The 14789-nt window shown below is 60.6% G+C and carries 14 protein-coding genes; 9 read left to right on the plus strand and 5 right to left on the minus strand.

What is annotated here, in order from left to right:
• Positions 1–179 precede the first annotated feature (179 nt).
• Positions 180–1697: an ATP-binding cassette domain-containing protein gene (locus AUL39_RS03920; RefSeq protein WP_070807542.1), complete on the plus strand. Its 1518-nt coding sequence runs from the start codon at positions 180–182 to the stop codon at positions 1695–1697.
• 112 nt (positions 1698–1809) lie between these two features.
• Here the strand turns inward: AUL39_RS03920 and AUL39_RS03925 are convergent, their stop codons facing one another.
• Positions 1810–2364 carry an NADPH-dependent FMN reductase gene (locus AUL39_RS03925; protein WP_059053792.1) on the minus strand — a complete coding sequence of 185 codons (555 nt, stop codon included), beginning with the start codon at positions 2362–2364 and terminating at the stop codon, positions 1810–1812.
• A 155-nt stretch (positions 2365–2519) separates the two neighbouring features.
• Here AUL39_RS03925 and AUL39_RS03930 point away from each other — a divergent pair, with 155 nt between their 5' ends.
• Positions 2520–2870, plus strand: coding sequence for a winged helix-turn-helix transcriptional regulator (locus AUL39_RS03930; protein WP_059053794.1), 351 nt, complete (start codon positions 2520–2522; stop codon positions 2868–2870).
• 69 nt (positions 2871–2939) lie between these two features.
• On the opposite strand, the gene AUL39_RS03935 is transcribed toward AUL39_RS03930, so the two are convergent.
• Positions 2940–3296 carry a phage holin family protein gene (locus AUL39_RS03935; RefSeq protein WP_059053796.1) on the minus strand — a complete coding sequence of 119 codons (357 nt, stop codon included), beginning with the start codon at positions 3294–3296 and terminating at the stop codon, positions 2940–2942.
• Between the two features lie 627 nt (positions 3297–3923).
• On the opposite strand from AUL39_RS03935, the gene AUL39_RS03940 reads away from it, so the two are divergent.
• The 6 genes from AUL39_RS03940 (at position 3924) to AUL39_RS03965 (ending at position 9788) form a co-directional block, all read left to right on the plus strand.
• Positions 3924–5408, plus strand: coding sequence for an aminotransferase class I/II-fold pyridoxal phosphate-dependent enzyme (locus AUL39_RS03940; RefSeq protein ID WP_082667250.1), 1485 nt, complete (start codon positions 3924–3926; stop codon positions 5406–5408).
• 150 nt (positions 5409–5558) lie between these two features.
• Positions 5559–5837 (plus strand): type II toxin-antitoxin system RelB/DinJ family antitoxin, encoded by a 279-nt coding sequence (locus AUL39_RS03945; protein WP_059053798.1) that lies wholly within the window; start codon positions 5559–5561, stop codon positions 5835–5837.
• Positions 5830–6168, plus strand: a complete 339-nt coding sequence (locus tag AUL39_RS03950; RefSeq protein WP_059053801.1) for a type II toxin-antitoxin system PemK/MazF family toxin — start codon at positions 5830–5832, stop codon at positions 6166–6168. The genes AUL39_RS03945 and AUL39_RS03950 overlap by 8 nt, the downstream gene beginning before the upstream one ends.
• A gap of 104 nt (positions 6169–6272) precedes the next feature.
• The gene (locus tag AUL39_RS03955) at positions 6273–7166 is read left to right on the plus strand and encodes an AbaSI family restriction endonuclease (RefSeq protein WP_059053803.1); all 894 of its coding nucleotides are present in this window, start codon (positions 6273–6275) and stop codon (positions 7164–7166) included.
• A gap of 76 nt (positions 7167–7242) precedes the next feature.
• Positions 7243–7647 (plus strand): nucleotide pyrophosphohydrolase, encoded by a 405-nt coding sequence (locus AUL39_RS03960; protein ID WP_235810747.1) that lies wholly within the window; start codon positions 7243–7245, stop codon positions 7645–7647.
• Positions 7648–7697: 50 nt separating this feature from the next.
• Complete coding sequence (locus AUL39_RS03965) at positions 7698–9788, plus strand: DUF2075 domain-containing protein (protein ID WP_059053805.1); 2091 nt, start codon at positions 7698–7700, stop codon at positions 9786–9788.
• A 42-nt stretch (positions 9789–9830) separates the two neighbouring features.
• On the opposite strand, the gene AUL39_RS03970 is transcribed toward AUL39_RS03965, so the two are convergent.
• From AUL39_RS03970 to AUL39_RS03980, 3 genes are all read right to left on the minus strand, one after another.
• Complete coding sequence (locus AUL39_RS03970; protein ID WP_059053807.1) at positions 9831–10043, minus strand: hypothetical protein; 213 nt, start codon at positions 10041–10043, stop codon at positions 9831–9833.
• Positions 10044–10223: 180 nt separating this feature from the next.
• Positions 10224–10727 (minus strand): DUF4256 domain-containing protein, encoded by a 504-nt coding sequence (locus AUL39_RS03975; protein ID WP_059053809.1) that lies wholly within the window; start codon positions 10725–10727, stop codon positions 10224–10226.
• A gap of 39 nt (positions 10728–10766) precedes the next feature.
• Positions 10767–11102, minus strand: coding sequence for a hypothetical protein (locus AUL39_RS03980; RefSeq protein ID WP_059053812.1), 336 nt, complete (start codon positions 11100–11102; stop codon positions 10767–10769).
• 444 nt (positions 11103–11546) lie between these two features.
• On the opposite strand from AUL39_RS03980, the gene AUL39_RS03985 reads away from it, so the two are divergent.
• Positions 11547–14633, plus strand: coding sequence for a CAP domain-containing protein (locus tag AUL39_RS03985; RefSeq protein ID WP_160327023.1), 3087 nt, complete (start codon positions 11547–11549; stop codon positions 14631–14633).
• Positions 14634–14789: the final 156 nt, after the last annotated feature.

The following is a 14789-nucleotide window of genomic DNA, read 5'->3' on the forward strand; positions in this document are numbered from 1 at the left end:
TTGAAAGAGGGGCGGTTCTCCTTTAGGCTACCTTACGTTGTATGAAAGACGGGCTGGCCTTTGGCAAGCCGCCCGAGAGACGGGAGAGGACCTTGCGCAACTAGACGCTGCCCCATTGGGCGAGAAGTACATGCCCACCCGCCGGCGCGTTGCGCTGGCCCTGCGTCTGTGAGGTCTTTATGCAACTTAACCTTACCAACATCCACTACAGCTATGCCGGGAGTCCGCGTGAAGTGCTTCACGGCGTTACCTTAAGCCTGCCCACTGGCTGGACCGGCGTGGTTGGCGACAACGGCTGCGGCAAGTCCACGCTTGCTCGGATTGCCACGGGCGAGTTGCGTCCTACGTCGGGGAGCGTGGGGCCCACAGGCCTTGTCGCCGCATACTGCGAGCAGGACAGCGCGCTTGCTCCTGCGGGGCTTCTCGACTTTGCCGCTGCTTGGGACCGCGATTCCGTGCGCCTGCGCGACGCGCTGGGCATTGGCGACGATTGGGCATGGCGCTTTGGCGAGCTCTCCTCCGGGCAGCAGAAGCGCCTTCAGGTGGCGGTGGCACTCTGGAGCCGACCGGACGTGCTGGTGCTGGATGAGCCCACAAACCACCTTGATGCGCCTACGCGCAAGGCGGTCCTACTCGCGCTGCGTTCCTTCTCTGGCGTGGGAATTCTCATCTCGCACGACCGAGACCTTCTCGACGCGTTGGTGGAGAGATGTGTCTCCTTTGAGGGAGGAGAGGTGCTCGTACGGCCTGGCAATTACTCGCATGCCTTTGAGCAGCGGCAGCGCGAGAGTGCGGCAGCCGCAGACGCTCAGGCGCGTGCGAGGCGAGAGGAGCGTCGCCTGGCGGCCGAGCGCCAGCGACGGGTGGAGGCTGCCTCGCGTGCGGGCGGCCTGCGGAGCAGGCGCGGCCTTGACCCGCGTGACCATGACGCACGCGAGAAGATTGGCCGCGCGATTGTCTCGGGCAAGGACGGGCGCGCCACGCATCTTGCCACAACACTTGATGCACGTATTAGGGGCGAGCGCGACCGTGTGCAGGCGTCATACGTCGAGCGGTGCTATGACGGCAACGTTCCTTCGTTTGGCGAGCGGTCGAGAAGGTCGGTCATTGCGCGGTTGCCGGGGGGGACGGTGCGCTATGGTGGGGTTCCAGATGCCCCGGGTGTTGCTGTGCCGGAGCTGTTCCTTGGTTCGGCGGACCATGTTGGCGTTGTTGGTCCCAATGGATCAGGTAAGTCGACGCTGGTCAGGGCACTTGTCGCAGCGGTTCCCAAGGATGTTCCCATGCTTTATGTGCCTCAGGAGATTGGCGTGGATGCGGCAAGGCGTGCCCGCGCTCGGCTGAAGGACCTTGCCGCCGATGAGAAGGGGCAGGTACTCTCCGTTGTGGCGCAGCTCAATTCTCGGCCTGATGCGCTGCTTGAGGAGGGCGAGCTAAGCCCTGGTGAGTTGCGTAAACTCGTGCTGGCGGAGGCGGTTCTCACAAAGCCGCAGCTCTTGGTGATGGACGAGCCAACAAATCACCTCGACCTGCACTCAATTGAGGCGCTGGAGCGTTTGCTCTCCGACTTCCCTGGCGCGGTGGTTCTGGTTTCGCACGATGCGCGGGTGGTGCGGTCGAGCTGCGGGAGAATCTGGGAACTGCTGCCGGCGAGTGGTGACGACTTTACCAGCGGTGCGGTTCTGGTGGAGCGCTGAGCGTGGTTTGGGGCGCCCTACATGGGGACGCTTGAGCTTATTGCCAAGATAGAAGTGGCCGCCCGGCACGTGGGGGTGCCGGGCGGCCTGCTTGCAGCGTATTTCTCGCGTCTTACGCGATGAACTCAAGGAAGGCTTCTGCCTGGGCGGAAAGGGCGGCCTCGTCTTCGGGGGAGAGGGTCAGCGTGCCGGACATCCAGGACTCGCCGGAGAGGGCGATGCCGGTCTCCTTCTCGGTCATGACCTGCGCACCCACAAAGGCGAGAAGCGCGTCGAGCGCGGCACGCATCTCGGCGGTGGCGGTGCGGCCACCCGCGCCGGAGACGGTTGCGCGCATGCCGCCGGAAACGGCGGTGTCGCGACCCTTGCCGGGGAGCGGCCTGCTCAGCCAGTCGACCAGGTTCTTCACGTGGCCGGGGAACGAGGCGTTGTACTGCGGGCTCACAAACCACACGCCGTCGGCCTGACGAACGGCCTCGCGCACGGCTGCGACCTCCGGGCGCTCGGGATCCTCGAGGTCCTGGTTCATGAGGGGCAGTGCCGAGTAGTAGAGCCTGCTCACGTTGGCACGGCCCTCAAGCAGCGCCTCGATGCGCTGGGCCAGCTGCTCGTTGAAGCCGTTCTTGCGGAGGGTCCCCACCACGATGAGGACGTTCTTCTCTGCCATTGCTCTCTCCTGTTCAGTCGGGTGTGTCGACTTGGTAGCAACTCTGTACTAAAATCAGTGTACCCAATATATGTGAGTGTTTGTATAACGTTTTTTCTCGATACTTGGTATTAGTTGAGATACCATCTGCTACCAGCAGGAAGGGACGGCATCGCATGCGAAGCACACCCAAAGACTTTGGTGTCTGTCCATTTGTGACCGCACAGTGGCTGCTTCAGGGCAAATGGTCGATCGTGATTCTCCATCACCTCAGCGAGGGCAAGCTGCGCTTTGGCGAACTTGAGCGCCGCATGCCCGAGCTTACGCACTCCACGCTCTCCTCGCAGCTCAAGCGGCTGGAGACAGAGGGGCTGGTGCGCCGCGAGGTCTTCCCGGAGGTGCCGCCGCGCGTGGAGTACTCGCTCACGCAGGTGGGGGAGGACTTTGTTCCGGTGCTCTCGAGCATTGAGACGTGGGGCGAGGGCTACATCGAGCACCTGCACAAGGGGGATGTCGAGCTGCGATAGGGACGGGGCGAGTGACCGTCGCGGGTGCGTGTAGCCGCGGTGGCGACTGCGGCGGTCGCCGGCGCGGCGCTAGTCCTTGGCGCCGAGAAGCCCGCTCACTACGCTTACGATGAGCGCGACAAAGAGTGTGCCCCAGAATCCCGTGACAACCACGCCCATGCCAAAGACGCTTGAGGCGAGGTTGGACGCGAGCGACACCATGAGCGCGTCGATCACAAACGTGAAAAGCCCCAACGTGAGGATTGTCGCTGGGATTGAGAGAATCTGAATGATGGGCTTCACGATTGCGTTCATCACGCAGAGCATGAGAGCAAAGGCCAGGTACGCCGCCCATTGCGGTTGGCCAATCACGTGCGCCGAGGGGACAAGGGCAACCGCGACAAATGACGCTATGGCGGTCGCAAGTACGGACATAAGCGTTCTCATGGCTGCTCCTCGCGTTCCAGGGCCGGTGTTGGTTGTTCCATGATACCCGAGCCCGCCGCGGGATTAAGTTGCCCGGTAATGGGATCCCGTTACCGGGCAAACGAATCCCATGGCCAGGCAAGTTAATCCCGCGGCGCCGGAGGACGCGTTTCCGCAGCAAGTGCGTACAATAGCGGCTCTCCGGCGTCATTTTGGCGCCGGAGGGACCATCTCGTACGTGATCCCGTCGAGAACCCTCGTTCAGGCGTCATATTCTCTCCGGAGGGCACGTTTTGGCAGTAACGACCCTAGAACCTTCGCTCCAGCGTCATTTTGGCGCCGTAAGGACGATTTTCTCCGGTTGTTCTCGGGGCAGGGTCGAAAGGGTATGCGGCGCGAGACTCCCGGAGGCCGAAAGAACCGTGGACACACTGAGAAGTTCAATTTCTCGCAGTACGCCGTGATGGGCAGTGCTACTCTGTCAATAAATTGAACTTCTCGTTCTAGAAATTGAACTTTTGAGGTCCAACGTATTGGCGGCCGAGAAGAGAAATTGAACTTCTCGCACCACGCCCAGCGGGCACCCGGAAGGGAGAGGTCGTGGAAGGCCAGAACCACAAGGACTTCTCGGCGCGCCTTGGCCAGGCCATGGACGAACGCGGCCTGCGTCAGGCAGACCTCGTTCGCATGGCAGCAGCCGATGGCGTCAAGCTGGGAAAGTCGCAGCTCAGCCAGTACCTAAGTGGCAAGACAGAACCGAGAAAGGCAACGCTCGCATTTCTCGCTACCGCCCTCGGCGTGAGCGCCGAGTGGCTCTCGGGCGAGACCGATAACGCCGCCGCGCCACCAGAAATGAGACAAAGGGACAGTCCCTTTGTCTCATCCACCCCCACCAAGAAGAAGGAATCCACCATGCCTCGTCGCCAGTTCAAGAAGTCATCCAAGCTCGACAACGTCCTCTACGACATTCGCGGGCCCGTGCTGGACGAGGCGTACCGCATGGAGGACCAGGGCATCCACGTGCTCAAGTTGAACATTGGCAACCCCGCGCCGTTTGGCTTCCGCACGCCGGACGAGGTCGTGAAGGACATGCAGGACCAGCTCACGGAGTGCGAGGGCTACTCCAACAGCCGCGGCCTCTTCTCCGCGCGCAAGGCCATCATGCAGTACGACCAGCTCAAGGGCATCCCCAACGTGGACGTGGAGGACATCTACACCGGCAACGGCGCCTCGGAGCTCATCCAGCTTGCGATGAACGCCTTCATGAACGAGGGCGACGAGATTCTCGTCCCCAGCCCGGACTACCCGCTGTGGACCGCCTGCGCCACGCTGGCTGGCGGCACCGCCGTGCACTACATCTGCGACGAGAAGGCCAACTGGTACCCTGACATCGATGACATCCGCAGCAAGGTCACGCCGCGCACCAAGGGCATCGTCGTGATTAACCCCAACAACCCCACGGGCGCCCTGTACCCGCGCGAGGTGCTGGAGCAGATCGTGGACGTGGCGCGCGAGAACCAGCTGGTCATCTTTGCGGACGAGATTTACGACCGCCTGGTGATGGACGGCAAACAGCACGTCTCCATCGCGAGCCTTGCACCGGACCTGTTCTGCATCACGTTCAACGGACTTTCCAAGAGCCACATGGTGGCGGGCTACCGCATTGGCTGGATGAGCCTTTCGGGCAACAAGCGCATCGCAAAGGACCTCATCGACGGCATCAACATGCTCTCGAACATGCGCCTGTGCTCCAACGTGCCAGCGCAGTCCATCGTGCAGACGTGCCTGGGCGGCATCCAGCGCAGCCAGGGGCTTCTCGTTCCCGGCGGGCGCATCTACGAGCAGCGCGAGTACGTCTACGAGCGGCTTTCCAACATGGACGGCGTCACGGTGACCAAGCCCGAGGCCGCGTTTTACATCTTCCCGAGGCTTGACCCGGACAAGTTCCACATCACCGACGACGACCAGTTCGCGCTCGACCTGCTCAAGGACGAGCACGTCCTTATCACCGCGGGCAAGGGTTTCAACTGGGAGAAGCCCGGCTACTTCCGCATTGTCTACCTGCCGCGCAAGCACACGCTGCACGAGGCGATGGACAAGCTCGAGGACTTCCTGAGCTACTACCAGCAGTAGGCAAGGCCAGGGGATAGGCCCCTGGGCTAGGGCATCTGGGCTGATGGGTTCGTGCAACCGAATTCCTTGTGGTATTGGCTGCGATATGTACCGGCTGCGGTTTGTACCCAAAATGGGTACAATATGGGTACAACAAGAAGGAGGTATTCTATGGCAACCGCAGCAGTGACAAGGCGCGCGGAGATCAAGACGCGCACATCCGCCGAGGTGAAGAAGGGTGCGACGGAGGTATATGCGCGCTGGGGTCTTAGTCTCAACGACGCAATCAACACTTTCCTCATTAAGTCAATTGAGGTTGGGGGGCTTCCGTTCGACCTGCGGCCGGAGGCGCCTTCATACGACGCCATCGCAGCGATAGCCTATAAACCGGAGTTGAACACCGAGGGCGTCGCCATGCTGCCAGCGGAATGGGACGACGGCGATGAGTGAGCATGTCCCGCAACCGTGGGAAGTGTGGCACGCCCGCTTTGACTTCTCCGAGGGTCATGGCTACAAGTACCGGCCCGTCATTGTGCTCGCGACGCGGCCAGACGGGTTGCTCGTAGCCATGGTGACGGGTTCCAGCAACAAGCTTGCTCTTGAGCACGACTACCCCATACGAGAGTGGGAGGCCGCCGGGCTCGACAAGCCCTCCATCGCGCGCCTTGACCGCATTGCCGAGATACCTGCCGGATACCTAGGCAACGCAGGACGCTTCGGTCGCCTTGCCGACTCTGACATCGCTGCTATCAAAACGATACTTGCCGAAATCACACGATAGGGTTTCATGGTGCCAGAGTCAGATTGCTGGCTATTGATTGATGCTTTGTATGGGCAGCTGCGAATGACGCATACGCCGACGAAACCGGAAGACGATGGAAAAACATGGACAAGCTCGCATACCTTGCGAAAACGCTCTCGCGCACTACTCGTAAGGACTATGAGAACTACGTCGTAAACGCTGTATGGAATCGCTTGGGGGATGACACACTAAAGCCGGTGTCGCAGCAGTGGCTTGCAAGGCCTGATGGCAAAGGCTACTTCATCGACCTGTACTTTCCGCAGGTGAACCTTGGTGTAGAGTGTGACGAGCCATTCCATCACAATCAAAAAGCTGCCGATAGGGCACGCGAGCTTGACCTGATGGACATTCTCAATCAGATCGATGCAAATCATGGCTACAAAGCTTTACATATTGATATCTCCAAGGGCTATGACAGCGTAAATGCCCAGATAGATATGGCTGTAGAAGAGATTCGCAGTGAGGCCCAGAGGCGTAAAGACGCCGGAGACTTTACTGAGTGGTCTCCTGACGCGGGAGATGAGACAAAGCTGGATGGTCGACAGTCAATCTCCGTGGGAGATGGGCTGTCATTTCGGACTATCTGCGATGTCTGCAATGAGGTGTTCGACTCGGGCTATCAAGGGCAGCAGCATGCATATTTCAGGCCACAAGGCCCATTCCGTAAGAGTTATCCCTCGTATATGGCGTGGTTTCCCACAAAGATGGCGGTTGAGGGAAAGGGGAGAAAGGGTTGGCTCAACATTGTCTCCCCGGACGGATCTGTAATCTGTGAAGGCCGTGAAGGCGAGAACTACGAAGGCGATGGAGATAGTTCTGCTCGAGTGGTGTTCGTCATGGTAAAAGATCCCATCACTGGCGTGAGCGGCTATCACTTTCTCGGAGTGTTTGAACCTCGTGGAACGAAGGAAGTCAACGGCCAACAATATAGGCTCTACCGCCGCATTGCTGAGAGCTTTCCCATTCTGAGGGGATAAGTTCTGGTCACTGGCGGATGGCTGTGGCGACAATGGCTTTGTCACGCATAATGGTTCTAACCAGCCAAGTGTCGGGATGGACGAAGCGGCGTTGGCGGTGTGGTGCGGCGCAACAAACGTGGGGGAGGCCATGCTCATGGGCAAGTACGACTACCAGGAGACAATCGACAGGCTGCGCGCCTTTCGCGACCAGCGAGAATGGCGCCAGTTCCACAACCCCAAGGACCTCGCCATTTCGATAAGCCTCGAGTCGGCGGAGCTGCTCGAGGCGTTCCAGTGGTCCGGCGCAGACACCTCGGCGGACGGCCGCCTGGATACGATCTCGGAGGAGCTGGCGGATGTCCTCATATACTGCCTGTTCATGGCCGACGCCTGTGGGCTTGACCCGCTCCAGATCGTGAACGAGAAAATCGACGCCAACGCCAAGAAGTATCCCGTCGAGCTAAGCCGCGGCAACGCCAAAAAGTACACGGAGCTGTGAGACAAAGGGACTGTCCCTTTGTCTCATGCAGCAAGGTAGGGGAGAAACCCATGTCGGTCAGGCAACCCGTTGTCATAGACGTTCCGTTCCATGAGGACGACATCCAGATTGAGCAGAGCATCGATCAGGTGCAGCGCGAGGTTGATGGCCGCGAGCTCTCAAACAGCGCGCGGATGCTCCTCAAGACCTACCCCACTGTCTACATCATTCGCGGCAAGCAGCACAGGCGCGCTCGTAGCGGCTATGAGTTCGACGAGTTCGTGCTCTATGTGGGCGAGACAAACTCCATTGTGCGGCGAACCAAGGAGCACTACACCGACGATGTCACATATCGCACCGAGCAGGGCAAGCGGGTGTGGCAGCAGCTCAATCGGCCCGGCAGCCGCATGCTGGTCATTGGGCAGGACCACTTCAACAAGTCGCTTACCCTTGACCTCGAGAACAACTTCCTAAGCTACCTTCTCGCTTCCGGCGCAGAGCACGTGACCTTGGCAAACGGTCGTGGCAATCCGCAGGCAAACTACTACACCAAGCCTGAGCTGCCGATAATCACCTCTGCCGTGTGGCGCAAGCTCAACCACTACGAGCCGGAGCTCTTCCCGGCCGAGTCTGTCATCCGGGACTCCGCCATCTTCAAGGCATCGCCGTTTCGCGCGCTGGGCAAAGACCAGATTGCGGCGGAAGATGCAATTCTCGGCCGACTGCGCGACCTCATGGACGGCTGGGCCGCCGCGTCGCAGCCGCAAGACCCCAGCGCTCCCGTCGAGAACGGCGAGCTCATCGTTGTCGAAGGCATGGCAGGAACCGGCAAGACGGTTCTTCTCAGCCATCTGTTCCTGCGTATCATGAACGAGCTGGGGGTCCAAGAGGCCGGCGGCGTCTCCGCGGGGCCCCGCCGTCCCGTCAACGCCTGCCTTCTGGTGAACCACAACGAGCAGCTCACGGTCTACAACGCCATCATGAAGCGCCTTGGCCTCCAGAACAGGGACAACGTGGTGGTGGACAAGCCGACGCCTTTCATCAACAAGCATAGCGAGGCCGGGCACGGCAACGGCCTAGCGCGCCAGGACTATCCCTGCAGCCCGGTCGATATTGCCCTTGTCGACGAGGCCCACCTCCTTCTCACCCAGGGCAACCAGGGCTACGCGGGCAGCAGGAACATGCTCGTTGACATCATGCGTCGTGCGCGTGTGGTGGTTGCCGTCTACGACCTTGAGCAGGTGCTGAGAAAGTCGCAGGAGCTTGATGCCTCGATGAAGTGTGCACTCTTTCCCGACGGGCGCTTCTCGGGTGGGAAGGTTCTTTGCGCGAGAAGGGCCGCCGACGTGTCCGGGTTCCCGTTCCACGTGGAGAACCTGCTTCTGCGACAGCAGTACCGGATTGATGCCTGCGACGAGATCGTGCGCTGGATTGATGACTTTGCCAACGGACGGGGAGTGGGGCCGATTCCTCACGACCCACCGCGTGAGGGGCATAGGCCCTACGAGATCAAGGTCTTTGACTCGCCGTACGACCTGAAGTTGGCAATCGAGGACCATGCTTCGACCTTTGATCCGGCTACGGGAGAGATTGTGGACGATACCTCGCACGGGCTCTCGCGCGTGCTGGCAACGTATGACTGGCCGTACTCGAGCAAGTCCAAGCCGGCATCGGGTGTGTGGGAGGTTCGCATTTATCGCGAGCAGAGCGGCTGGGTGTCTCTGGACAAGAACGGGGACGTGAGCGAGATGCGGCACGGGCGGGCATCCGTTGCGGCCGAGGAGCCCCCGCACACGGAGTACTTCCACATGCCGTGGAACTACGAGACGTCTGCCACCGAGGAAGAGGCGGCAGACGAACGCGGCAAGGCTTGGGCTGAGCAGGGCCACACGCTGGGGGAATGCGGCTCGATTTACACTATCCAGGGGTTCGACCTCAACTACGCGGGCGTGATTATTGGGCCATCTGTTTGCTGGCGAGAAGGGCGGCTGGTGTTCGATCCGTCAAAGAGCTGCAACTCGCAGGCGATTAACGGCAGCGAGGACCCAGAGGCGAACCTCCGACATGAGCTCAACGTACTGCTCAAGCGAGGCGTTCACGGACTGTACCTCTTTGCCGTGGATGGCGCGCTCGAGCATCACCTGCTAGAGATGCAGGCATGAGACAAAGGGACAGTCCCTTTGTCTCATCGGCGGTTGTGGCTGCTACCTGTCCCAGCCGTCGTCCCAGCTGTCTCGCGGGGAGTCGTCCCAGTTCTCGTTGTTGGCATAGAGGCCGCCCTCGTTGCAGTAGCCCCGAGATGAGCCGCCCTTGGAGAACCCGCGCGTGAGGAACGGGTTCGGCCTGGTGTCCACAAACTCGTCGGGGTCGTACGCGGCGCGCTTGCGGCGCTTCTTCCTGCCAAAGACGAGTCCCACGGCGAGCCTCCCATAACGTGGTTTTCCTTGCTGAAACAATAGCACGAGACAAGGGGTTCCCCGTCCCCTTTAGAGGAATCTCGTTGCGCAGAGACATCGGGCAGGCCTCAAGCTGGCTTCCGAGCAACCCGCGGATGCCGAAATCGCGCGATGGCACCATCCACGAAGGCCGTGCAACTGTCACTCCAACGGGAAACACGCCCTAAAGCCGCGCGCCGCGTAATAGGAGTCGGCTCCGTTGCAGTAGATGAACGTGCGGTCGTATCGCCTGCTGCCAAAGAGGGCGCCGCCCTGGGCGCGCATGTCTTCCGGAGTCTTGATCCAGCTGCTAGTCCTTGCGTCGAGAGGGTCCAGCTCCTGCATGGCGAGGTAGATCTTCTCGTCCACAAGCTCCAGACCATTCGACTCCGCCAGCTCGCAGGCGCTGGTTGCCGGCGGGTTACGCTTCCTGCCCAGGCGGGCGGCCCTGTCGTAGCAGACGGACCGGCGTTGCGGGGACTCGGGCGAGAAGTCCGCAACGTAGAGGAGCTCTTGGTAGAGGAGGACGTCCGGCTCACCACACGTCTCCTCGCGGTAGGCAAGGGCGCGCAGGCGCGCGTCGTCGAGCTGTCGTGCGACGTCTTCCCAGGTAACGCCGGGGTGTCTCTCGGGGTGGCTTTCGAAGCGGGCCTTGAGGGCGTCCATGGGCCTCCTTATTCGAGTGCGGCCAGACGGGCTGAGGCATCAACCAAAGAGAGACCCATTGCGCCTCACGACGACTCGGCAGGTCATGATGATGGCCGCAAACAACGCGATTATTAGGACAATTGCAGCAGCATCTGCCGCCGGACTGGGCAGCAGAAGCGAGAACCCCAGAAGCACCACGCACGCGCCAGTTGCGGCAAGCCAGCGACCGCTTTCGCGCGCGAGGGCAGGGCGGTCGGCGGCGGGAACGTTCACGTAGTGGTAGCTGTGCAGGAAACGCACGCTGCCGGTGCGCATCTGCCATACGGCAAGCACGAGGACGAGGCCGCCGACAACAGCGCAGACAACGCAGCCGAGAACCACATTTCCGTCCATGCGATACCTCCTGTTTGCGTGCGGTGGAGTTACCGTGCCTGGTGACGCAATTATGCTTCAACTTTGCGTAGGTGCGATTGCATTTTGGGCCTTCTCGCCATGCCCCGGAATGGGATTCATTTGCCGGGCAACGGAATCCCATTACCGGGTAACGGAATCCCGTTGCGCGGTAACTAAATCCCATATCGGTTTGGGTGGCAGCTGTCGCGCTTTGCTCAAGGCGCCTTGAGGTCTTCAACATTGGGACAGAAAGGTTGCGCAACAAATTCAGCAACATGGGAGTCAGCATCAACCTGACCTGAAAGCAAGGTCAGGCTTCTGTACCTAACCAAGAGTCGGAGGTTGATGCTGATGAAGGAACGCACCGCACAACATCTTGCGAAAAGCAACAAAGTCCGAGGGGTTGGCCTTCGAGCCTCAATTATTGCCGCCAGCGCGGCCGCGATGATAGCCACATCAACCGCCGCTCCAGCGCTTGCCGAAGAGGCGGATGGTGTGGCGGGAAGCGACACTCCCTCGACTACATCTACGAACGCCGCAGACAATAAGGCCGAGCTGGAAAATGCTCAGAAGGCGGCCGACCAAGCGCAGGCGCAGCTCGAATTCGACAAAGCAAAGCAGGCCCAGGATCAGAAGGAGGCCGTCGATAAGACCGAGACGGCGCGGAACGACTCTGCCGAGCAGGCGTCCGATGCAAGAAACGCTGTGGATGCCGCCAACAAGGCTTCTGGCGATGCCTCAAATGCGCTAAATAACGCCGAGAAGAACGAGGCAGACGCCGAGGCGAAGAGCGATGCGGCAAACGAGGCGGCCCAAGGCATAACCAACGCCGACGTCAGCAGGGCGAAGAGCGATGCCGAGCAGGCTGCGGACAACGCCGACCAAGCTGAAGCGGCCGTGAAAGACGCCGAGTCAAATGCCCAAAAAGCACAGTCTGACGCTGACGTCGCGAAGGAACGGCAGGATTCCGCTACTGCAGACGTTGAGGCAAAGCAGGACGAGAAAAACGCTGCCGACACCGATGTGACGAAGGCGCAGTCCGCCCTGGATTCTGCAAACGCTAAGCTGGACGAAGCGAAGAAGAACGCTACGGATACTGCCGCAGCTATCGACAATGCTCAGAAAGCGCTTGACGCTGCAAATGACGCGCTTGCCAAGGCGCAGGCCGACGCATCCAATGCAAGCTCGAAGTACACGAATGCCATTACCGCCGCCGGCAATGCCCAGAGTGCCGTGGACTCCGCGAAGAGCGCCCTTGACGCGGCAACCGAGCGTCAGAAGAAGGCGGCCGATGCCGTAACCGCTGCTCAGAATGCCCTCGATGCCGCTAGGGCCAACGCTGGCGTTGACTTCGCTACCACGGACGCCGGAAAGCAGGCCCAGGGCGCGTTTGACGCCGCGAGGGCAGAGCTTGCAGACGCGCAGGCACAGCAGGCCGCGGCGCAGAAGAACCTCTCTGACGCGAATGCCACCCTTTCTGCAGCCGAGGAAAACCTGCAGAAGCTCCTGAAGGCAAGCGAGGATGCGGCTCAGTACGAGCAGAACACCCTTGGCTTCTTCAAGTGGATGGGGAACGAGACGGCGGCCAAGCTGCTGACCGATTCGAAGTACACCGGTACAGACATCAACGGGCATACATTCCTGTCATACACGGATTTGATTAGCTCTGAGGATGCGACTTCTCTGAAGAACTTCGCTAGGGCTCTGAACTACATCGACGAGTGCAACAAGATTCGCACTGAGCGCGTTAAGACATCGGCATTGAAAGTTGACCTTATCCTCATGGCCCTTGCTGAGATTAATGCCAACTATTCATACGTGGATACTGATAATCATGCCGTTAATTTGGGCGAGAAAGCGTATTACGAATACTACGACGAGGATCTAGGGGAGCGGACGAGGTATATCGCCGCGAATGAGAACTTGGCCGGATATGGCCGATACGATCCTGACAAGAACCCTTATGAGCCGTTCCAATACTGGTATGACGATGAAGAGGCAGAGGGCGGTGGCGGCCACTACTACAACATTAGAAATCGAGCAGTTGACTTCACCGGATTTGGGTGCAACACATCCGGAAACGCAAACGGAATGTATGTTGCTGTGCAAAACTTTTATGGTGGCTATGCATATGGCGCGAATGCTTCAGAACGCGTGCTTTACACCACCAGCGACCTTCGCGCCAAGCTCCAAGAGTACCTGGCCCTCTGCACCACGCCGAGCGCCGATGAGCTTGCTGCCGCCAAGCAGGCCGTAACGGATGCCAAGGCTGCCGTCACCACGGCGACAACTGCCCTGTCCATGGCAAACGCCAACGTCACCGCCAAGAAGGCAGCCGCCACATCTGCGCAGGACGCCTACGCTTCCGCCAAGCAGGCATACGAGTCCGATGCCGCGGCAAAGGTGTCTGCGGCTCAGCAGGCGCTCGCTTCCGCCAACAGCGAGAAGTCGGATGCCGATGCTGCGGTGACGTCCGCGCAGGACTCCCTCTCCGCCGCACGTGATGCGCTCACGGTGAAAAACGCCGAGTTTGACCGGGCAAAGCAGACAAAGGACACCGCCGATGCGAACGTCTCCGCAAGGCAGGCGGATGTCGACGCAGCAACCAAGAAGCTCGCGTCCATTCAGCGCGGTACAGAAATCGAGGATGCTCAGAAGGCCGTGGATGCCGCGAACAGCGCGCTTTCTGTCGCAAAGTCCAAGGCAACGCAGGCGGCGGAGGTCCTGTCGGCGGCACAGGAGAAGTCCGCCGATGCGAAGGCCGCATATGAGGCGGCAACCGAAAGGCTCGCCTCTGCTCAGTCCGCCGCTTCCGCAGCCAAGCAGAAGGCGGGTGCCGCCAATGCAAAGCTCGAGCAGGCGAAGAACGCCTACACCGACCTTAAGTCTCGTGCCGACACTCGCGATGCGGCAAACAAGGCGCTCGCGGATGCCAAGGCTGCGCTGAAGCAGGCAGAGGCAGACCTTGCATCCGCCGAGGCTGCGGTTCCTGGCCTTGAGAGGCAGGCCGAGCAGTACGGCGATGTCGCTGCCATTCTCGCCAAGCTCCTGGGCGCGGACGAGTACCTTGCGAACCCCGATGTGCTCCTCGCCGCGAAGGATGAGCTTGTCGCATATGGCGCGTCCGATGGCCTTACCCAAGCGACGAAGGATGCTCTTTCTCGCTACGAGCAGCTTCTCGATGACGCGTACAGGCTTGCCACCGAAGCCAGTGCCCTTGATCCTGTGATTCAGCTTGACCAGGAGGCCGCCAACGCGGCGGATGCCCAGCTTGCCTCCGCGAAGGCGGACTGCGAGCTGCAGCAGCAGATTGAGGAACAGCTCCGTCAGGCAGCTGCCGCCCGCGAGTCGAGTGCGGGACAGGCAAATTCCGTGCGGGTTGGGCGTGCGACCTATGTGCCCGAGCACATGGCGACGCTTGGAACCCCGAGCACCGGCGATGAGCGGAACCCCTATCTGCCGCTTGGTGTTGCCGGCGTGGGCTCTCTTGCCGTGTTTGCCGGCGGAAGGCGCCGCCGTCGCGAGGACTAGTACACCGGCGTGCTATCGAGGTCTGTGGGCGGGACGCGAATTGCAGCGTCCCGCCCCTTTTTGTGCCTGGCGGCTCTTGGCTGCGAATGCGTTGCGACCTTCTCGCCATGCCCCGGAATGGGATTCATTTGCCGGGCAACGGAATCCCACTGCCCG

It is taken from the genome of Tractidigestivibacter scatoligenes (assembly GCF_001494635.1).
GTDB classification, from domain to species: Bacteria; Actinomycetota; Coriobacteriia; order Coriobacteriales; family Atopobiaceae; genus Tractidigestivibacter; species Tractidigestivibacter scatoligenes.

Bases quoted from the DNA above. Each gene is read 5' to 3' on its own strand.
- AUL39_RS03965 (WP_059053805.1), top strand. From the start codon at position 7,698: ATGTCGGTCAGGCAACCCGTTGTCATAGACGTTCCGTTCCATGAGGAC.
- AUL39_RS03980 (WP_059053812.1), bottom strand. From the start codon at position 11,102: ATGGACGGAAATGTGGTTCTCGGCTGCGTTGTCTGCGCTGTTGTCGGC.
- AUL39_RS03950 (WP_059053801.1), top strand. From the start codon at position 5,830: ATGAGTGAGCATGTCCCGCAACCGTGGGAAGTGTGGCACGCCCGCTTT.
- AUL39_RS03955 (WP_059053803.1), top strand. From the start codon at position 6,273: ATGGACAAGCTCGCATACCTTGCGAAAACGCTCTCGCGCACTACTCGT.
- AUL39_RS03920 (WP_070807542.1), top strand. From the start codon at position 180: ATGCAACTTAACCTTACCAACATCCACTACAGCTATGCCGGGAGTCCG.
- AUL39_RS03960 (WP_235810747.1), top strand. From the start codon at position 7,243: ATGGACGAAGCGGCGTTGGCGGTGTGGTGCGGCGCAACAAACGTGGGG.
- AUL39_RS03925 (WP_059053792.1), bottom strand. From the start codon at position 2,364: ATGGCAGAGAAGAACGTCCTCATCGTGGTGGGGACCCTCCGCAAGAAC.
- AUL39_RS03945 (WP_059053798.1), top strand. From the start codon at position 5,559: ATGGCAACCGCAGCAGTGACAAGGCGCGCGGAGATCAAGACGCGCACA.
- AUL39_RS03940 (WP_082667250.1), top strand. From the start codon at position 3,924: ATGGACGAACGCGGCCTGCGTCAGGCAGACCTCGTTCGCATGGCAGCA.
- AUL39_RS03985 (WP_160327023.1), top strand. From the start codon at position 11,547: ATGATAGCCACATCAACCGCCGCTCCAGCGCTTGCCGAAGAGGCGGAT.
- AUL39_RS03935 (WP_059053796.1), bottom strand. From the start codon at position 3,296: ATGAGAACGCTTATGTCCGTACTTGCGACCGCCATAGCGTCATTTGTC.
- AUL39_RS03930 (WP_059053794.1), top strand. From the start codon at position 2,520: ATGCGAAGCACACCCAAAGACTTTGGTGTCTGTCCATTTGTGACCGCA.
- AUL39_RS03975 (WP_059053809.1), bottom strand. From the start codon at position 10,727: ATGGACGCCCTCAAGGCCCGCTTCGAAAGCCACCCCGAGAGACACCCC.